Below are 19,010 nucleotides of genomic sequence, written 5' to 3' on the forward strand. Positions count from 1 at the left end.
GGTGGCAAAGAAGCCGAAAGTCCTGCCCTCCGTCGAGTGGCTCGAACCCCGCGTCAAGGCGATGCGGGTCATCAGTCTATTGTGCTTCTTCGGCCTCGCCGGGCTGCTCGCCGCTTACTACCTGGTGTTCGCCGACCTGCACGGCGCCCGACCTTGGGTGATCCTGCTGGTCGAGCTGATCCCGTGGCTGATCCTTGCGCCGGGGATGCTGATGGGCAACGCGCGTGCGCACTCGTGGATGTGCTTTGTGGTGAATCTGTATTTCATCAAGGGCGCATTGGCAGCGTATGACCCGAATCGGCAACTGTTTGGCGTGCTGGAGATGGCCGCGAGCCTGGCGCTGTTCTGCTCGGCGCTGCTGTATGTGCGGTGGCGGTATCAGTTGAATCGCAAGCTGGCTGGCGAGGGCGAAGTCTCTGTCGCCTGACAGATCGCTATCGCTGGCAAGCCAGCTCCCACCGTTTTTGTGTCGATCACAAAATTGTGTTTCAACAAGGATCCTGTGGGAGCTGGCTTGCCAGCGATTGAAGCAACTCGATGTCAATGGTTGACGGTGTACGCGAGCATCATCGAAATCTGGCTCATCGGCCGCCCGCCACTCTGCTCATGCCACTGATTGAACGCGTTCTGCACAATCGCCAGATCGCGCAGACTGGTCGGCACCTTGTCGACGATCTTCTGCGCATTCAGCGCGGCGACCACGTCATAGCTCGGCACGAAGGTGTCCTTGCCGACCATGCGCAGGAAGCGCGGCGCCGACAGCCCGCCCAACTGACTCCCGTGCTTTTTCAGGTAGGTCCACAGACCGACGATATCGGTCACCGGCCAGTCGGCGATCAGCGCGCCGAAACTGCCCTTGTCCTTTTCCACATCGAGGATGAACTGGGCATTGCGCGGCACGCTCTTGAGCTTGCCCAGGTGGCGGATGATCCGCGCGTCCTGCATCAGGCGCTCGAGGTGTTCAGCGCTCATCAGCACGACTTTTTCCGGGTCGAACTTGAAGAACACTTCTTCGAAGGCCGGCCACTTGGCGTCCACCAGGCTGTGCTTGAGGCCGGCGCGAAAGACACGCAGGGCCATGGTCGAGAGGTAACGATCGTCGCTGATCTTGCGCAATTGCGCGGGAGTCTTGGGAACGGGCAGATGGGCTTCCAGTTCAGCCGTCGAACCGAAGCGGTTCAGACAGTATTCGTGCAGCCACTTGTAATCGCGCATGCCCTCTCCTATTGAATGAAACAAAAAACCAATGTGGGAGCGGGCTTGCTCGCGAAGACTGAGTGTCAGTCGGCGCATATAGCGACTGATACACCGCCTTCGCGAGCAAGCCCGCTCCCACCTGGAATGGGTTTACAGATTGACGACGTTAACGAAGCGCGAAGCCGCCGTCTCGTCGATCTTCAGGCTGGTGAAGTCGAACAGGTTGCGGTCGGCCAGTTGCGACGGCACCACGTTCTGCAGACTGCGGAAGATGCTTTCAGTTCGGCCCGGAGTCTTGCGCTCCCAGTCCTGAAGCATTTCCTTGACCACCTGACGCTGCAGGTTTTCCTGCGAACCGCAAAGGTTGCACGGGATGATCGGAAATTCCTTGAAGTCCGAGTAAGCCTGGATGTCTTTCTCGTTGCAGTAGGCCAGCGGACGGATCACCACGTTGCGCCCGTCGTCGGCGCGCAGCTTCGGCGGCATCGCCTTGAGGGTGCCGTTGAAGAACATGTTGAGGAAGAACGTCTCGACGATGTCGTCACGGTGGTGACCGAGGGCCATTTTGGTCGCGCCGATTTCGTCGGCGAAGGTGTACAACGTGCCGCGACGCAGGCGCGAGCACAGCGAGCAAGTGGTCTTGCCTTCCGGCACCAGTTCCTTGACCACCGAGTAGGTGTCCTTCTCGACGATGTGGTACTCGACGCCCAGCTCTTTCAGGTAGGCCGGCAGTACGTGCTCGGGGAAGCCCGGCTGCTTCTGGTCCATGTTCACCGCGACGATCTCGAACTTGATCGGTGCAACCTTCTGCAGGTGCAGCAGCACGTCGAGCATGGTGTAGCTGTCCTTGCCCCCGGACAGGCAGACCATGACCTTGTCGCCGTCTTCGATCATGTTGAAATCGGCGACCGCTTCGCCGGCCAGGCGGCGCAGGCGCTTTTGCAGTTTGTTCTGGTTGACCGTAAGAGTGCCCATGACGCGAAATCCGTGAGGTGTGACGAAAGGCGGGCATTTTACGCAAAAACCCGGGGAGCGCGAAGGGCCGTGGGTCTGTCCCTTTCAACCGATCCCCTGTGGCGAGGGAGCTTGCTCCCGCTGAGGTGCGAAGCGCCTCCAAACCCGCAGCCGCTATTTTCCTGACACACCAAACTGGAAGGATTGGCGACTGCTGCGCAGCCGAGCGGGAGCAAGCTCCCTCGCCACAGAGGTGATCCGGCCTCAAATGTGCAAGACCCTGCCGCGATTACGCTCCGTGTTTACAGCGCGATTTGCTCTAAGCCCCTAGTCCCTGTGCGGTTAAGTCCTTTCTATACTGCGACATAAGGTCGCACACATATGAAGACCTGAATTTGCTCGGCCACCTTTGGCCCGTAGGCGCTCCGCTGGGGGGCGATGGCAATAACAAGAGGAGTGACTGGCATGATCCATCACGTAGTGGGACTTTTTACCCACCCCGATCAGGAATGGAAGGAAATCCGTGGCGACCAAGAGGAAAGCATCAGCCACATGTACCTGACGCACACGCTGATCCTGGCGGCGATTCCGGCGGTTTCGGCGTTTATCGGCACCACTCAGGTCGGCTGGGTGATCGGCAACCGCGCACCGGTGATGCTCACCGTCGAAAGTGCGATCTGGATGACCGTGATGTCGTACCTGGCGATGCTCGGCGGGGTCGCAGTGATGGGCGCCTTCGTGCACTGGATGGCCCGCACGTATGACGCCAATCCAAGTCTGGCGCGTTGCGTGGCGTTCGCCACCTACACCGCGACACCGTTGTTTGTCGGCGGATTGGCGGCGCTGTATCCACACATGTGGTTGGGAATGATCGTAGGCACGGCGGCCATCTGCTACACGGTGTATCTGCTGTACGTGGGGCTGCCAACGTTCATGAACATTCCATCGGATGAAGGCTTCCTGTTTTCCAGCTCAGTGCTGGCGGTGGGTCTGGTGGTGCTGGTGGCCATCATGGCGTTCACCGTGATTGTCTGGGGCCTCGGCGTGGGGCCGGTGTACACCAACTGACAGGCTTCACCCCCGAGAACAACAAGATCTGCCAATTCAGGCCGCCGCAAGGCGGCCTTCTCGTTTGGCGGATGACCATTCGGCAGGTCAGCGATTCGCAAGTCAGGAACGTTGCGGCATACTCGACGCCTCTGGAGATCCATCAAGCATGCCCGAGCAACTCAATACCCGCGTCGAAGACTGTTACCAACTCGCTGAAGCCTTTTTCAAACGTCATTTCCAACGCCCCGTCGTCAGCCTCAAGCTGCGCGGGCAAAAAGCCGGTGTCGCGCATCTGCACGAGAACCTGCTGCGCTTCAACCCGCAGCTGTACCGGGAAAACACCGAACACTTCCTCAAGCAGACCGTGGCCCACGAAGTCGCGCACCTGATCGCCCATCAACTGTTCGGCGACCGCATCCAGCCGCATGGCGAGGAGTGGCAACTGATCATGCGCGGGGTTTACGAGCTGCCGCCGGATCGTTGCCACACCTATGCCGTCAAACGCCGCAGCGTGACCCGCTATATCTACAAATGCCCGTGCGCCGACAGTGATTTTCCGTTTTCGGCGCAGCGTCATAGCCTGGTGCGCCAGGGGCGGCGGTATTTGTGCCGGCGTTGTCACAACACCTTGGTGTTCAGTGGTGAGATGCGGGTGGAATAGGCGGTTTGGTGTTGTCGCCGCCGACGCCTTCGCGAGCAAGCCCGCTCCCACATTTTGAAATGCATTCCCCTGTGGGAGCGGGCTTGCTCGCGAAAGGGCCGGTACAGACGCTAGAGAATCACCTTGGCACGCCGCAACTCGGCAATCCGCTCAGCACCAAACCCCAACTCCCCCAACACCTGCTCAGTATGCTGTCCCAACCCTGCGCCGACATGCCGCGGCGCAGGCAGCGCTTCGGAGAATTTCAGCGGACAGGCAATCTGCGCCTGGGTCGTACCGTCGCCACGCGGCACCTGGGTCACCAGCTTCCGCGCCTGCAACTGCGGATGTTGCACCGCCTCGCTCAGGTTCAAGACCGGTTCGACACAGGCATCGACCTCGGCAAACAACGCGCGCAGCTCGGCAAAGTCGTGCTTCTCGAATTCGACTTTCAACGCGTCCTTCAATAACCGTTGCTGCTCGGGCTTGGGTGACAAGCCCTGCGCCGCCAGCTCCGGCCGGCCCAGCGCCGTACACAGTTGCTGCATGAACCCCGGTTCAAGACTGCCCACCGACAACCAGCGCCCGTCGCGAGTGCGGTAGTAGTCGTAAAAGCTGCCGCCATTGAGCATCTGCTCTTCCCAGTGCGGCTCCTCGCCACAGGCCAGATAGCCGGCACCGGCCATGGCGTTCAGGCTGAAGGCGCAATCGGTCATGCTCACGTCCAGATGCGTGCCCTGCCCGGTCTGCTGCCGGGCGATGACCGCCGCCAGCAGGCCGATCACCCCATGCAGCGAACCACCCGCGATATCCGCCACCTGCATGCCCAGCGGCAACGGCCCGCTGTCGGCGCGGCCGGTGTAACTGGAAAGACCGGCCAGGGCGAGGTAGTTGATGTCATGCCCGGCGCGATCCTTGTACGGCCCGGTCTGGCCATAGCCGGTGATCGACACGTAAATCAGCTTCGGGTTGATCGCTTTCAGCGCCTCATAACCCAGGCCCAGACGCTCCATCACACCGGGGCGGAACTGCTCGAGGACAATGTCGTATTCGCCCAGCAACTGCCTGACCACCTCCAGCGCTTCCGGCTGTTTGAGATCCAGCGCCAGACTGCGCTTGTTGCGATTGAGGTAAGCGTGGCTGGCTGACACACCTTGATCATGCGGCGGCAGCACCCGCAGCAGATCCATGCGCGTCGGTGATTCAATGCGCAGCACTTCGGCGCCCATGTCCGCCAGCAACAGCGAGGCAAATGGCCCCGGCAGCAGGGTCGAGAAATCCAGAATCTTCAGTGAGGCCAGCGGCGCGGACATGGGCGAACTCCTTGGGCGATGCACTCAGCCTAGGCAGCGCTGCCGCGCACGGCAATCACCGGATGCATCAGCGGCAGTGACCGTAATGCTCAAATCGCAGGCAATAAAAAACCCCTGTAGCGAGGGGATTCATCCCCGATGGACTGCGCAGCAGTCCCCTTCTATCTAAGAAGGGGCCGCTTCGCGACCCATCGGGGATGAATCCCCTCACCACAAGGGCTCTCAGACTCCAGCATTACACTGGAGCCAATTCAGATTACTTGACGTTGCTCGGAGTAGCACCTTCAGCCACACCCAGGTCATCTTCCGGACGGGTATCCGCGATACCGCGACCACCCGACGCCAGCTCGGATTGCAGCACGTCGGTGTCCAGCTCTTTCACCCACTTGGCAACCACGATGGTCGCCACGGCGTTGCCGACCAGGTTGGTCAGGGCGCGGGCTTCGGACATGAAGCGGTCGATACCGAGGATCAGCGCCAGACCGGCCACCGGCAAGTGACCGACTGCCGACAGGGTGGCGGCCAGCACGATGAAGCCCGAACCGGTCACACCGGCGGCGCCTTTGGAGGACAGCAGCAACACCACCAGCAGGGTGATCTGATGGGTGATGTCCATGTGCGTGTCGGTGGCCTGAGCAATGAACACTGCAGCCATGGTCAGGTAGATCGCGGTACCGTCGAGGTTGAACGAATAACCGGTCGGGATCACCAGACCCACGACGGATTTCTTCGCACCCAGACGCTCCATCTTGATCAGCATGCGTGGCAGTACCGATTCCGAAGACGAGGTACCGAGTACGATCAGCAGTTCTTCACGGATGTAGCGGATCATCTTCAGCACGCTGAAGCCGTGCATGCGGGCGATGGCACCCAGCACGATCAGGATGAAGGCCAGGCAGGTGATGTAGAAGCAGGCCATCAGTTGACCCAACTGCACCAGCGAACCGACACCGTAGGCACCGATGGTGAACGCCATCGCACCGAAGGCACCGATTGGCGCGAGCTTCATGATCATGTTGATGATGTTGAACATCACGTGGGCGAAGCGATCGATGAAGTCGAGGATCGGACGGCCATAGTCACCCAGGCGATGCAGGGCGAAACCGAAGATCACCGAGAACATCAGCACTTGCAGGATGTCACCGGTAGCGAACGCGCCGACGATGGTGGTCGGGATCACGTTGAGCAGGAAGCCGACTACGCTCTGGTCTGCACCTTGCTGCACGTAGGTCGCGACTTTCGAGGCGTCCAGGGTGCTGACGTCGATGTGCATGCCGTTGCCCGGCTGCACGATGTTGACCACGATCAGGCCCACCAGCAGGGCGATGGTAGAAACGATTTCGAAGTACAGGAGTGCATAACCGCCGGTCTTGCCGACCGACTTCATGCTTTGCATGCCAGCGATGCCGCTGACCACGGTGCAGAAGATGATCGGGGCGATGATCATTTTGATCAGCTTGATGAATCCGTCACCCAGTGGCTTTACCGCCACACCGAACTGCGGGTAGTAGTGACCAAGGGCAATACCGATGATGATCGCGACGATCACCTGGAAATACAGGGATTTGTACAGTGGCTGACGAGTCGTCATTGCAAGTGTCCTCAAGCGTCCCGCGGGCAACATCCATCTGTTGGGCGCAGAACCTGAATTGCGAACCCTCCTGCACTGGAGGGATTTGTTGTTGGAGCGGCGCTATTCCCGCGGAATAGACGCACACTTCTGTCGCTCTTATCGCAAACGCCGTGCCACTTTGGTGCAATTCGCTGCAAGCCTTTTGATATCAGGGGATGCAGAGTATTTTTTGTCACTGCCCGGTGACGCCAGTGTGGCGGATTTCCGCCAAGTCAGCGGCTCTCGTCCTACAATTTGGCGGAAATCCGCCTTGTTGCCCTGCGCATGCCCCGGCTACCATCCAGCGCCTGAGGAAGGATCTGCCGCTTATGCGCGAACGTACCATCGCCAGTCATTTCGCCCGTGCCGCCCTCGGTGGCGCACGCCGTTCGGGCTTCGACTATGCGCCGCTGCTGCAGCAACTGGGGATCAGCCCCGATTTGCTCGATGAACCTCGGGCGCGCATCGCCCCGGAGCAATTCACCCAACTGATCCAGAGCCTGTGGCTGGCGCTGGATGACGAATACCTGGGCTTTGGCAACGCTCCGAGCAAGCCCGGCAGCTTCGCGATGATGTGCCACGCCCTGATCCACTGCCGCAATCTGGAGAAGGCACTGCAACGCGGTTTATTGTTTTATAGCCTATTCCCCGAGGCTCCGCGCCTGAGCCTGAGCCGCGAAGACGAATGGGTGCGCCTGAGCCTTGATGACTCGCAGTTATGGGACCCGGATCACTTTCTCAGCGAGAGCCTGCTGGTGATCTGGCATCGCCTCGGCAGTTGGCTGATCGGCCAGCGGATTCGTCTGGAGCAGGCCACCTTCAGTTATCCGAAACCGGCGCACGGTGCCGAGTACGACCTGCTATTCCCCTGCCCTTTGGTGTTTTGCGCCCAGCAAAGCAGCCTGTTGTTCCACAGTCGCTATCTGTCGATGCCGCTGTTGCAGGACGAACGCACCCTCAAGCACTTTCTCGAACGCTCACCCGCCGACCTGCTATCGCGCCCGGACGACGGTGACAGCCTCAGCAGTCGCCTGCGCCGCTTGCTCAGCCGCGACAGTGCGCACTGGCCGGACCTCGAAGCGGTGGCCGCGCAGCTGCACATCAGCCCGCAAACCCTGCGTCGGCATTTGCGTGAGGAAGGCAGCAGTTTTCAGGAATTGAAGGATCAGTTGCGCCGCGACATCGCGATCTATCATCTGGGACGGGCGGATCTGTCGTTGCAACAGATTGCCGAGCAGTTGGGATTTTCCGAACCGTCGGCGTTTCACCGGGCGTTCAAGAAATGGACCGGGCTGACGCCGGGGGCGTATCGGGCGCAGGAGCAGTAAGACCCGCGCTGAACTGACTGGCGCTATCGCGAGCAGGCTCACTCCTACATTTGAAATGCATTCCCCTTGTAGGAGTGAGCCTGCTCGCGATGACGTCAGAACAGCCAACACCTAAACCGCAGGAAACTGAATCCTGAACGCCGCCCCGCCCATCGGTGAATCCCCAAGCATCAGCTTGGCGTTGTAGCTTTCGATGATGTCCTTGACCACCGCCAGCCCGATGCCCTGCCCCGGATGCTGGCGATCCAGCCGCTCACCACGCTCGAGAATCCGCGCGCGCTGATTCGGTGGCACACCGGGGCCGTCGTCTTCGATGCACAACTCGATGCCGGCGAGGGTCTCGCGCACGCTGATGCGCACTTCGCCCAGGCACAGGCGATAGGCGTTTTCCAGCAGGTTGCCCATCATCTCCAGCAACGCGCCCTGCTCGATCGGCACGTAGCAGTGCTCCGGCAGATCAAACGCCACCCGCACGTGTTTGTCGCGGTAGACCTTGTCCAGCGTGTCGCACAGGCTTTTGAGCACCGGTTGCAGCCGCACCTGGTGGCGCACCAGACCGCTTTTGCGCAGGCTGGCCCGTTGCAGTTGATAGCTGATCTGCTGACTCATGCGCTCGATCTGGGTTTGCAGCACCCAGGCTTGATCGCGATCTTCCGGGCGTTGGGCCATGTCTTCACTGACCCCTTGCAGTACCGCCAACGGGGTTTTCAGGCTGTGCGCCAGATCATCGAGGGAGTCACGGTAGCGGCTGCGCTGCTGGCGCTCACTGTGCAGCAAACGGTTGAGCGAGCCGGTCAGGCGCAGCAGTTCGCGCGGGTGCTGTTCGGTGAGACTTTCGCGGGTGCCGCTTTCGATCTCGTCGAGTTCCTGACTGAGCCGACGCAGCGCCTTGAGACCCCAGGTCAGGCCGATCCACAACAGCGCCAGCAGCACCAGCAATGCGGCGCCGAAGCCCAGGTAGAGATTTTCGCGCAGGCCTTCGAGGGTATTTTCGTATTCGCGCACCGGTTGCAGAGCGACGATGCTGAACGCGGCACTTTTACCGCCGAGCAGTTTGACTTCGACGTCGTAGACGAAGAACTCCTGGCCATTGCTCTCGCGGATCCGCGCGAACTCGTTGCCCATGCCGTCGTAACGCGGCTTGTAGTTGATCTGCTCTTCCTGCGTGCCTTTCGAGCGCCAGACCAGTTTGCCTTCGCGGTCGTAGATGTAGCCGAGCAGGCGGTTGTCGGTGAGATTGAAACGCTCATCCGGCAGCTGCGCCGGCATCACCAGATGGCCGCTGTCGACGCGTGCCGCCGAGATCAGCGTGGTGACGTCCGAGGCCAGGCGCTGCTCGATCGAGTCCTGCAGCGCCAGGCTGAACGCGCCCTGCATGGCCGGCAGCAAGCCGAGCATGAACAACACCGCCAACGTGGTGGCGGCGAGCATCAAACGAACGCGAAGAGAACGAATCAAGTGCAGCGCTCATTGAACAGGTAGCCGAGACCGCGCACGGTGTCGATCGGCTTGAACCCGCCCGGTCCTTCGAGCTTGCGGCGCAGACGGCCGACCAGCACTTCGATCACGTTCGGATCGCGCTCGTCGTCATCCGGATAGAGCTGCTCCATCAGGCGATCCTTGGGCACCACTTGCTGGTGGTGGCGCATCAGGTATTCGAGGATGCGGTATTCGTAGGCGGTCAGTGCCAGCGGCTCTTCATCCAGCGACGCCTGCTTGCGATTGAGATCAAGCAACAACGGCCCGGCGACGATTGTCGACTGGGTGAAGCCGCTGGAGCGACGCAGCAAGGCATTCAGGCGCGCGTCGAGTTCCTCGAACTGGAACGGCTTGACCACGTAGTCGTCGGCACCGGCGGCGAGGCCTTCGACCTTGTCCTGCCAATTGCCGCGCGCGGTGAGGATCAGGATCGGAAAGGTCTTGCCGCTCGAGCGCAACTGCCGGATCAGGTCCAGACCGCCCATGCCCGGCAGCCCGAGGTCAATCACCGCCAGATCGAAGTTGAACTGCCCGGTCTGGTACAGCGCCTCTTCGGCATTGGCCACGGACTCGACCACGTGACCGCTCTCCGTCAGGCGGGTTTGCAGGTGATGGCGCAACAGCGCTTCATCTTCGACGACCAACAGTTTCATAACGCTCTCCCGGGTAAATCAAAAACTCCAACAACGCACCTGTGGGAGCGGGCTTGCTCGCGAAGACGATGTATCAGCCAACATTGTTGTCGACTGATAGACCGCTTTCGCGAGCAAGCTCGCTCCCACAGGGTCTAGAACGAACCGCGCTTTAGAAAGCGTAGTTCGCCGACAGGTAAGTCTGGGCGCTGCTGGTCAAGTCCAGCGAGCCTTGCTTGCTGCCACCGCTTTCTTTCATTTCGGTGCTGGCGTTGCTCATCAGGTAACGGTAACCGAGTTCCACCGAAACGTTCTGCGCCACTTGTTGCAGCACACCGAACTGGCCACCGACGGCGTAACCGATGTCGCTGTCACGGCTATAGCCCGGCGAGTCCTGAGTCAGCTTGGTCAAACCGGCCGTTGCACCACCGAACAGCTTGGTGCTGCCACCCACTGGATAGAACAGATCGTAGCTGCCCAGCAGGTTTTCCTGGCGCAGTTTAATGCCATTGTGCGAACCGGACACGTTGTCGTAGGTCGCGTAGTAACGACCTTGCGAGTTTTGCTGACCGAGGCGCACGCCGTATGTGTTGTTGCCGTCGATTGCGCCGCTGGCGTCCGGATGGCCAAGGTTGTCGTTCAGCGCGTGGGATTTTTTAACCTTGTCACTGGTCTGGCCAAAGGTCAGGCCGGCGAAGTTGCTGGTGTCATCGGCATGTGCCGCAAGGCTGGAGCCCAACAAGGTAAAAGCCAGCAGCAGTTTGTTTAGACGATTCATCGCGTTTCCTCTTTCACAGTGCTGTTTGGGTATGGCGCAAGGTTACTGACCCGCCCCTGTACCTGCCCTGAACACTCTCTGAACCTGCGCTGAATCAAATCGACTAGGCTGTCCTGACCACTTTCGATAAGGAGACCGACCATGCGCCTGTTCCTCGCCCTCGTCTTGCTCGCCGCCAGCAGTCTGGCCAACGCCGCGATCAAGACTCAGGAGATTCCCTACCAGAGTGCCGACGGCACCAAGCTGATCGGCTACTACGCCTATGACGACGCGATCAAGGGCAAACGCCCGGGAGTCGTCGTGGTGCATGAATGGTGGGGCCTTAACGATTACGCCAAACGTCGCGCCCGCGACCTCGCCGAACTGGGCTACAGCGCGCTGGCGATCGACATGTATGGCGAAGGCAAGAACACCGAACATCCCAAGGATGCGATGGCGTTCATGCAGGCCGCGACCCAGGATGCTGCGGCCTCCAGCAAACGTTTCGAGGCCGGGTTGAACCTGCTGAAAAAGCAGCCGCAGACCGACGTCAATAAAATCGCCGCCATCGGTTACTGCTTCGGCGGTGGCGTGGTGCTCAACGCCGCGCGTCAGGGCGAGCCACTGGCGGGCGTGGTGAGTTTCCACGGTGCGTTGGCCACCACCACCCCGGCGACGCCCGGCAGTGTGAAGGCGAAGATTCTGGTCGAGCACGGTGCGCTGGACAGCATGGTCACCCCGGACAACGTCACCGCGTTCAAATCTGAAATGGACAAGGCCGGCGCCGACTATAAGTTCGTCAGCCTCGACGGCGCCAAGCATGGCTTCTCCAATCCGGATGCCGATCGCTTGAGCCACGGTGAACACGGTGGCCCGGATATCGGTTACAACAAGGCGGCTGATGAAAAATCCTGGGCGGACATGAAGGCGTTCTTCCAGAAAATCTTTGGCTGATCAGATAGATTGCAGCGCGGCCTTCGCGAGCAGGCTCGCTCCCACATGGGAATGCGTTCCAAATGTGGGAGCGAGCCTGCTCGCGAAAGCCGCACCGCCGATCTCGACCTTGCCCCTGCGAATCGGCAAAATGCCCGCCATGAATTCCAGCCCGACCCTCCCCGCCTGCTGCACCCCACTCGACGCCCATTGGCCGTTGCCCAACGTGTTGCCCGAGACCGTGCTGCTCAGTACCCGTTTCGACCCGAAGCAACTGCTGGGCGATGACTTCCAGCGCAGCGCCATCGAGCCGCCGCCGAGCATTCAGCGCTCGGTGGCCAAACGGCAGGCCGAGTTTCTTGCCGGACGAATCTGCGCCCGGGCCGCGCTGCAGCAACTGGAAGGCTCAAGCGTGATTCCGGCGATTGGCGAAGACCGCGCACCGGTGTGGCCGGCGCACATCTGCGGCTCGATCACTCACAGCACCGGACACGCGGTGGCGATTGTCGCCAACAAGCGGCACTGGCGCGGCTTGGGCATGGATCTGGAAAACCTGCTCGAGACCGAGCGCGCCGAACGCCTGGCCGGAGAGATTCTGACGCCGCCGGAGCTGCAGCGCATGGCCGCCGGTGCGCGGGAACAACTGGCGTTACTGGTGACCCTGACGTTTTCGGTGAAAGAGAGTCTGTTCAAGGCGCTGTACCCGATTGTGCAGAAGCGTTTCTACTTCGAGCACGCCGAGGTGCTGGAGTGGACGGAGCAGGGTCAGGTCCGGTTGCGTCTGCTGACTGACTTGTCTGGTGAATGGCGTCATGGCACCGAGCTGGAAGCGCAATTTGGGGTGCAGGATGGGCAGTTGTTGAGTCTGGTCAGCATTCCGGCCTGAGGATTTTTCGGCGACTGTTGCGCCGCCTTCGCGAGCAAGCCCGCTCCCACCCTTGAAATGCATTCCCCTGTGGGAGCGGGCTTGCTCGCGAAGGCGTCATTTCTGCTGACACAAAACTCAACGGCGCTCCTGATTCCTCGGCCAACTCAGACTGAAGCAAGCCCCACCCAGACTCTTGCTCTTGTTGATCAGCGCCCGACCGTCATGCCAGTGAATGATCCGCCGCACAATCGACAGCCCCAGCCCGTGCCCACCAGAGGCCCGGGTGCGGCTGTCATCCAGACGCAGGAACGGCGTGAAGATCCGTTCCCACGCCGACTCCGGCACACCCGGCCCGTCATCCTCGACATCGACCCGACAGCGCAACTGCCCGACCTGATAACTCACCGTGACGTTAGAGCGTGCATGGCGCATCGCGTTGCTCACCAGATTCTGCAACGCCCGATGCAGGAAGCGCGGCTCGGCTTCAACCCAGGCGCCATCGTTGTCCGCCGCTGACAGGCACAACCCGCGCTGCACCGTGACCTCGGCACGCAACGGCGCCAGTTCTGCGATCACCTGATTGACCAGCGCATCGAGGTCAATGCGCTGAAAGGTCAACGCTGGCGAACCCTGTTCCAGCCGCGCGTAAGTGAGCATTTCGTCGACCAGCTTATCGAGATCCTCGATGTCGTGATCCATGCCCTCGCGGTATTTTTCCAGCGCCTGCGGGGTGGTGGCCGAGCCGATCATCTCCAGCCCGAAACGCAGGCGCGCCACCGGCGTGCGCAGTTCGTGGGACACCGCACGCACCAGCTCGCGCTGGATCGCCAGCAACTGCTGCAGATGCTCGGCCATGCCGTTGAACGCCGCCGCCAGTCGCCCGACCGAGTCAGCTCCGCGGGCCGGCACGCGGGTTTCCAGGCTGCCCTTGGCGATGCGCGTGGCCGCGGCTTCAAGTCCGCGCAGACGTCGTTCGAGTTGACGCACCAGCAGATATACGATCAGACCGATCAAGGTCAGGCCCAGGGCAGCGATCAACACCAGCCATTGCGGCGGATACGGATTCATCTGATACAGCGGGCCGATCTCCAGCACCCACGGCGTACCGACCATGCCGGCAAACACCCGGATCGAATCCCCGCCCTTGCCCAGCGCCATCACCGTATCGCCCTCGGACACGCGACGGCTCTGGTCTTCGTCCATGTCGGCCTCGTTGACCGTGACCAGCCGCAGATCAAAACCGAAGCCTTTCTCTTCCTTTAACTGCGCCAGTCGTTTGGGCTGTTCGCCGACCGGCACCCGTACCAGTTCATCGGCCAACAGATAAATAGTCGCGCGGGCCAATTGCTCGCTGATCTGTTGTACGTCACCGGTCAGCAGCAGCTGTTCCTTGTCGCTGACCAGCCGATAGACCCGCGCCGCATGCGGGCCGGTCTGCTCCACTAACGCCTGACCGCGCTGCACCCGGGCGCGCTGAGAGAGATCCAGATCGGTCTCGGAAAACTTCTTCAGTGCCAGCGGAATCCCCAGCAGACGCTCCCAGACCAGCAACGCCCGATGGCGCTCGGTTTCATTCATCGGTTGCAGGTTGTCGGCCATCAGCGAGAACGTGCCGTGGGCCAGGCGCTCGCGGTATTGCTCGCTGCGCACCTGATTGAGCAGGTGCAGTGCCAGCACACCGAGCACCGCCACCAGAATCAGCGCCGCGCACATGCCGCCATAGATGCGCAGGAAGATCGAATTCACAGCGCCAGATCCACACAGGCTTCAGGGACGAACAGATAGCCTTTGCTGCGGATGGTCTTGATCAGCCGCGGATGGTCGGGGTCATCACCGATTTTCGGGCGAATGCGCGAGATGCGCACATCGATCGAACGATCCTGGCCGTCGTAACCGATGCCGCGCAGCGCAGTGAAGATTTCTTCGCGAGAGAGGATTCGCCCGGCGTTCGACACCAGCAGCCAGAGCAGGTCGAATTCGGCACTGGTCAGTTCGATGCCGCTGTCGCTGAGCCAGGCTTCGCGCAAGGCGTTGTCCACCACCAGCGGGCCGAATTGCAGGCGACGGCTTTTTTCCACGATTGGCTCGACTGTGTCGCTGCGTCGCAGCAAAGCCTGAATGCGCGCGAGCAACAGCCGTGGGCGCACCGGTTTGCATACGTAATCATCAGCGCCGAGGTCGAGGCCTTGAATCTGGTCAGCGTCGTCAGTGCGCGCGGTGAGCATCAGGATCGGACCGTCGTAACGGTCGCGCACCTTGCGGCAAATGCTCAGGCCGTCTTCACCGGGCAGCATCAGGTCGAGGATCACCAGGTCCGGCTGCTCCTTGATGATCCGCGCCGCCGCCAGCGCGCCGTTGCCTTCGATCTCCACACGCAATCCATTGGCTTGCAGGTATTCGCGGGTGAGTTCGGCCAGACGCTGGTCGTCCTCGACTATCAATACCTGCCAGGCTTCTTGCTCCACCGGTGACCTCTGCTTGCTGTTTTTATTAATAAGGAAGAATGCTCGGCCTGACTCAATTCCCCTGTGGGAGCGGGCTTGCTCGCGAAGACGGCGGCATGGTCAACATGGAAATTGCCTGACCCACCGCTTTCGCGAGCAAGCCCGCTCCCACATTTCTCCCGTCTTTTTGTCATCTTTCGGGAAGATAAGAATGGGTAAACACTGCCCGATTGTATAAACGGCGTACAACCAGAACACAAGTCGGCAAATGCGTTCGGACAAGGCGGTTTTTTGTGATAGGGTTCGCGCCCTTAAAAATCCGCTGAAGCGTTTTTCCCAAGTGAAAAACAGTGACAAACGGTCTAGCTCAGCAGGTTCGCGGCCTACACGGGAATTCCTGGTTTCTTACACAATTTACGCACAGGTTTATCCACAGCTAGTACGTTGCAAGCCCTCTCGAAACGCATTATCTTGTAGCACGGCGCGAGGAGAGACCCTACATATAGGGTTTTCCGCTCAGGCGACCAACCACATTTCGGACCTGAAACTCAAGCGCTTTATTGCCAGTTTCCGGTTGAACCAAGCAAGTTTTTCAAAGCCCAAACCGCACTTGCGGATGGCGCCGTTTTTCAGGTTGGAAACGACCGGAACGGTACGGGTGTTGCAGTCATTACTGTCATCCGGGAAGGAATCCGGCTCGAGCCCTGGCTCGCAGCCAAAAACTTCGGCAAGGATGCGGCGTCATTAGCCTTTTTCCTACTGGTCCGAAGTTGTTATGCCCGACGCCCGTCGGTTGTAGTGCTTCGGACCAGAACGGTGAGCACCATGATGGTGCCCAAACAAACATAGAGAATGTGGAGATCACCCCCCATGCAAACCGACACAACTCGCGAGAACCCGCAGGGCACCTTGCCGCAGGCCGCCGATTCGAATTCGGATCTGGCCGCCACCGCGCCTGGTCAACTGCGCGTGATCAAGCGCAATGGCACTGTCGTTCCTTACACCGATGACAAGATCACCGTCGCTATCACCAAAGCGTTTCTCGCAGTTGAGGGCGGCACCGCTGCCGCTTCGTCGCGAATCCACGACACCGTTGCGCGCCTGACCGAACAGGTCACCGCGACCTTCAAGCGTCGCATGCCGTCGGGCGGCACCATCCACATCGAAGAAATCCAGGACCAGGTCGAACTGGCCCTGATGCGTGCCGGCGAGCAGAAAGTCGCTCGTGACTACGTGATCTACCGTGACGGCCGTTCGAAAGAACGCGCTGCCCACGCGCCGGTCGAAGCTGCGGTCGACGCGCACCCGTCGATCCGCATCACCCGCGCTGACGGCAGCCTCGCGCCGCTGGACATGGGCCGCCTGAACACCATCGTCACCGAAGCCTGCGAAGGCCTGGCTGAAGTCGACGGCGACCTGATCCAGCGCGAAACCCTGAAAAACCTGTACGACGGCGTGGCCCTGAACGACGTCAACACCGCGCTGGTGATGACCGCGCGTACCCTGGTTGAACGTGAGCCGAACTACTCGTTCGTCACCGCTCGCCTGCTGATGGATACCCTGCGTGCCGAAGGCCTGGGCTTCCTGGGTGTGGCCGAAAGCGCCACTCACCACGAAATGGCCGACCTGTACGCCAAGGCGCTGCCGGCTTACATCGCCAAAGGTATCGAGTTCGAACTGCTGAACCCTGTGCTGGCCACCTTCGACCTGGAAAAACTGGGCAAGGCGATCAACCACGAGCGCGATCAGCAATTCACCTACCTGGGCCTGCAGACCCTGTACGACCGTTACTTCATCCACAAGGATGGCGTGCGTTTCGAACTGCCGCAGATCTTCTTCATGCGTGTGGCCATGGGCCTGGCGATCGAAGAGAAGCAGAAAGAAGACCGTGCGATCGAGTTCTACAACCTGCTGTCCTCGTTCGACTACATGGCTTCGACCCCGACTCTGTTCAACGCCGGCACCCTGCGTCCACAGCTGTCGAGCTGCTACCTGACCACCGTTCCGGACGATCTGTCGGGCATCTACCACGCGATCCACGACAACGCCATGCTGTCGAAATTCGCTGGCGGCCTGGGCAACGACTGGACCCCTGTGCGTGCCCTGGGTTCGTACATCAAAGGCACCAACGGCAAGTCGCAAGGCGTGGTTCCGTTCCTGAAAGTAGTGAACGACACCGCCGTAGCCGTTAACCAGGGTGGCAAGCGCAAAGGCGCTGTGTGTGCCTACCTGGAAACCTGGCACATGGACATCGAAGAGTTCATCGAACTGCGCAAGAACACCGGTGATGATCGTCGTCGTACCCACGACATGAACACCGCCAACTGGATCCCTGACCTGTTCATGAAGCGCGTCTTCGATGACGGCAAGTGGACCCTGTTCTCGCCATCCGAAGTTCCTGACCTGCACGACCTGACCGGTAAAGCCTTCGAAGAGCGTTACGAGTACTACGAAGCCCTGACCGAGTACCCGGGCAAGGTCAAGCTGTTCAAGACCATCCAGGCCAAAGACCTGTGGCGCAAAATGCTCTCCATGCTGTTCGAAACCGGCCACCCATGGCTGACTTTCAAAGACCCGTGCAACCTGCGTAGCCCGCAGCAGCACGTCGGCGTGGTTCACAGCTCGAACCTGTGCACCGAGATCACCTTGAACACCAACAAGGACGAGATCGCCGTTTGCAACCTGGGCTCGATCAACCTGCCGAACCACATCGTCGACGGCAAGCTGGACACCGCCAAGCTGCAACGCACCGTGAACACCGCCGTGCGCATGCTCGACAACGTGATCGACATCAACTACTACTCGGTGCCGCAAGCGAAGAACTCCAACTTCCGCCACCGTCCGGTCGGTCTGGGCATCATGGGCTTCCAGGACGCGCTGTACCTGCAGCACATCCCTTACGGTTCCGACGCTGCCGTCGAGTTCGCCGACAAGTCGATGGAAGCGGTCAGCTACTACGCGATCCAGGCGTCCTGCGACCTGGCCGATGAGCGTGGCGCGTACGAGACCTTCAACGGTTCGCTGTGGTCCAAAGGCATCCTGCCGCTGGATTCGCAACAGATCCTGATCGAACAACGCGGTCAGAAGTACATCGACGTTGACCTGAACGAAACCCTGGACTGGGCACCGGTTCGCGCCCGCGTACAGAAAGGCATTCGTAACTCCAACATCATGGCCATCGCACCGACCGCGACCATCGCCAACATCACCGGCGTATCGCAGTCGATCGAACCGACCTACCAGAACCTGTATGTGAAATCGAACCTGTCGGGCGAATTCACCGTGATCAACCCGTACCTGGTTCGCGACCTCAAGGCGCGCGGTCTGTGGGACTCGGTCATGATCAACGACCTGAAGTACTACGACGGTTCGGTTCAGCAGATCGAGCGCATCCCGCAAGAACTCAAAGAGCTCTACGCGACCGCGTTCGAAGTGGACACCAAGTGGATCGTTGACGCCGCCAGCCGTCGTCAGAAGTGGATCGACCAGGCCCAGTCGCTGAACCTGTACATCGCCGGCGCATCGGGCAAGAAGCTCGACGTGACCTACCGCATGGCCTGGTACCGTGGCCTGAAAACCACTTACTACCTCCGTGCCCTGGCTGCGACCAGCACCGAGAAGTCGACCATCAACACCGGCAAGCTGAACGCTGTTTCCAGCGGCGGCAACCACGGCGACGATTCGGTTCTGGCAGCTCCGGCCGGCCCAGCGCCAGTGCCAAAGGCTTGCGCGATCGACGAGCCGGATTGCGAAGCTTGCCAATAAGCTGAGCCGGGCCAGGCGTCGCGAGACGCCTGATGCTT

General features: G+C 60.5%; 16 protein-coding genes. 7 read left to right on the plus strand and 9 right to left on the minus strand.

All coding sequences use genetic code 11. From position 1 onward, the window contains the following. Position 1: 1 nt before the first annotated feature. Positions 2-427, plus strand: coding sequence for a DUF2069 domain-containing protein (locus V3W27_RS10990; protein ID WP_330206579.1), 426 nt, complete (start codon positions 2-4; stop codon positions 425-427). 113 nt (positions 428-540) lie between these two features. Here V3W27_RS10990 and V3W27_RS10995 read toward each other — a convergent pair whose 3' ends face one another. Then, positions 541-1,215: a DNA-3-methyladenine glycosylase I gene (locus V3W27_RS10995; protein ID WP_096796800.1), complete on the minus strand. Its 675-nt coding sequence runs from the start codon at positions 1,213-1,215 to the stop codon at positions 541-543. Positions 1,216-1,347: 132 nt separating this feature from the next. After that, the gene (gene ttcA, locus V3W27_RS11000; RefSeq protein WP_007968702.1) at positions 1,348-2,172 is read right to left on the minus strand and encodes a tRNA 2-thiocytidine(32) synthetase TtcA; all 825 of its coding nucleotides are present in this window, start codon (positions 2,170-2,172) and stop codon (positions 1,348-1,350) included. Positions 2,173-2,616: 444 nt separating this feature from the next. Here ttcA and V3W27_RS11005 point away from each other — a divergent pair, with 444 nt between their 5' ends. Together V3W27_RS11005 and V3W27_RS11010 are read left to right on the plus strand one after the other, a co-directional pair. Further along, entirely contained in the window at positions 2,617-3,219 is a 603-nt protein-coding gene (locus V3W27_RS11005; RefSeq protein WP_007917515.1) for a Yip1 family protein, read from the plus strand. Positions 3,220-3,367: 148 nt separating this feature from the next. Next, the gene (locus tag V3W27_RS11010; RefSeq protein WP_330206580.1) at positions 3,368-3,862 is read left to right on the plus strand and encodes a SprT family zinc-dependent metalloprotease; all 495 of its coding nucleotides are present in this window, start codon (positions 3,368-3,370) and stop codon (positions 3,860-3,862) included. A gap of 110 nt (positions 3,863-3,972) precedes the next feature. On the opposite strand, the gene V3W27_RS11015 is transcribed toward V3W27_RS11010, so the two are convergent. Next, complete coding sequence (locus tag V3W27_RS11015; protein WP_330206581.1) at positions 3,973-5,154, minus strand: CaiB/BaiF CoA transferase family protein; 1,182 nt, start codon at positions 5,152-5,154, stop codon at positions 3,973-3,975. 256 nt (positions 5,155-5,410) lie between these two features. Further along, on the minus strand, positions 5,411-6,745 hold the full coding sequence (locus V3W27_RS11020) for a dicarboxylate/amino acid:cation symporter (RefSeq protein WP_027612291.1): 1,335 nt from the start codon (positions 6,743-6,745) through the stop codon (positions 5,411-5,413). Positions 6,746-7,095: 350 nt separating this feature from the next. Between V3W27_RS11020 and V3W27_RS11025 the strand changes: the two genes are divergently transcribed. Then, positions 7,096-8,094, plus strand: a complete 999-nt coding sequence (locus tag V3W27_RS11025) for an AraC family transcriptional regulator (RefSeq protein WP_330206582.1) — start codon at positions 7,096-7,098, stop codon at positions 8,092-8,094. 111 nt (positions 8,095-8,205) lie between these two features. Here V3W27_RS11025 and V3W27_RS11030 read toward each other — a convergent pair whose 3' ends face one another. The 3 genes from V3W27_RS11030 to V3W27_RS11040 form a co-directional block, all read right to left on the minus strand. Beyond that, a complete protein-coding gene (locus V3W27_RS11030; RefSeq protein WP_027612289.1) occupies positions 8,206-9,552 on the minus strand; it encodes an ATP-binding protein in 1,347 nt (448 codons plus the stop codon). Then, a complete protein-coding gene (locus tag V3W27_RS11035; RefSeq protein WP_027612288.1) occupies positions 9,549-10,226 on the minus strand; it encodes a response regulator transcription factor in 678 nt (225 codons plus the stop codon). Before V3W27_RS11035 ends, V3W27_RS11030 begins: the two co-directional genes overlap by 4 nt. 151 nt (positions 10,227-10,377) lie before the next feature. Continuing rightward, positions 10,378-10,983, minus strand: a complete 606-nt coding sequence (locus V3W27_RS11040) for a membrane protein (RefSeq protein WP_027612287.1) — start codon at positions 10,981-10,983, stop codon at positions 10,378-10,380. A gap of 141 nt (positions 10,984-11,124) precedes the next feature. Between V3W27_RS11040 and V3W27_RS11045 the strand changes: the two genes are divergently transcribed. Together V3W27_RS11045 and V3W27_RS11050 are read left to right on the plus strand one after the other, a co-directional pair. After that, positions 11,125-11,916 (plus strand): dienelactone hydrolase family protein, encoded by a 792-nt coding sequence (locus V3W27_RS11045; RefSeq protein ID WP_330206583.1) that lies wholly within the window; start codon positions 11,125-11,127, stop codon positions 11,914-11,916. A gap of 139 nt (positions 11,917-12,055) precedes the next feature. Then, positions 12,056-12,781: a 4'-phosphopantetheinyl transferase family protein gene (locus V3W27_RS11050; protein WP_330206584.1), complete on the plus strand. Its 726-nt coding sequence runs from the start codon at positions 12,056-12,058 to the stop codon at positions 12,779-12,781. Between the two features lie 117 nt (positions 12,782-12,898). On the opposite strand, the gene V3W27_RS11055 is transcribed toward V3W27_RS11050, so the two are convergent. Further along, on the minus strand, positions 12,899-14,509 hold the full coding sequence (locus V3W27_RS11055) for an ATP-binding protein (protein ID WP_098965099.1): 1,611 nt from the start codon (positions 14,507-14,509) through the stop codon (positions 12,899-12,901). After that, positions 14,506-15,228 carry a response regulator gene (locus V3W27_RS11060; protein WP_330206585.1) on the minus strand — a complete coding sequence of 241 codons (723 nt, stop codon included), beginning with the start codon at positions 15,226-15,228 and terminating at the stop codon, positions 14,506-14,508. The genes V3W27_RS11055 and V3W27_RS11060 overlap by 4 nt, the downstream gene beginning before the upstream one ends. Positions 15,229-16,077: 849 nt before the next feature. On the opposite strand from V3W27_RS11060, the gene V3W27_RS11065 reads away from it, so the two are divergent. After that, positions 16,078-18,972, plus strand: coding sequence for a ribonucleoside-diphosphate reductase subunit alpha (locus tag V3W27_RS11065; RefSeq protein ID WP_095137143.1), 2,895 nt, complete (start codon positions 16,078-16,080; stop codon positions 18,970-18,972). Positions 18,973-19,010: the final 38 nt, after the last annotated feature.

The sequence above is a fragment of the Pseudomonas sp. AM14(2022) genome (assembly GCF_036346455.1).
GTDB lineage: Bacteria > Pseudomonadota > Gammaproteobacteria > Pseudomonadales > Pseudomonadaceae > Aquipseudomonas > Aquipseudomonas putida_A.

Coding starts and splice junctions, on each gene's coding strand:
- V3W27_RS11035 (WP_027612288.1), bottom strand. CDS start 10,226: ATGAAACTGTTGGTCGTCGAAGATGAAGCGCTGTTGCGCCATCACCTG.
- V3W27_RS11040 (WP_027612287.1), bottom strand. CDS start 10,983: ATGAATCGTCTAAACAAACTGCTGCTGGCTTTTACCTTGTTGGGCTCC.
- V3W27_RS11065 (WP_095137143.1), top strand. CDS start 16,078: ATGCAAACCGACACAACTCGCGAGAACCCGCAGGGCACCTTGCCGCAG.
- V3W27_RS10995 (WP_096796800.1), bottom strand. CDS start 1,215: ATGCGCGATTACAAGTGGCTGCACGAATACTGTCTGAACCGCTTCGGT.
- V3W27_RS11015 (WP_330206581.1), bottom strand. CDS start 5,154: ATGTCCGCGCCGCTGGCCTCACTGAAGATTCTGGATTTCTCGACCCTG.
- V3W27_RS11050 (WP_330206584.1), top strand. CDS start 12,056: ATGAATTCCAGCCCGACCCTCCCCGCCTGCTGCACCCCACTCGACGCC.
- V3W27_RS11025 (WP_330206582.1), top strand. CDS start 7,096: ATGCGCGAACGTACCATCGCCAGTCATTTCGCCCGTGCCGCCCTCGGT.
- V3W27_RS11045 (WP_330206583.1), top strand. CDS start 11,125: ATGCGCCTGTTCCTCGCCCTCGTCTTGCTCGCCGCCAGCAGTCTGGCC.
- V3W27_RS11005 (WP_007917515.1), top strand. CDS start 2,617: ATGATCCATCACGTAGTGGGACTTTTTACCCACCCCGATCAGGAATGG.
- ttcA (WP_007968702.1), bottom strand. CDS start 2,172: ATGGGCACTCTTACGGTCAACCAGAACAAACTGCAAAAGCGCCTGCGC.
- V3W27_RS11010 (WP_330206580.1), top strand. CDS start 3,368: ATGCCCGAGCAACTCAATACCCGCGTCGAAGACTGTTACCAACTCGCT.
- V3W27_RS11020 (WP_027612291.1), bottom strand. CDS start 6,745: ATGACGACTCGTCAGCCACTGTACAAATCCCTGTATTTCCAGGTGATC.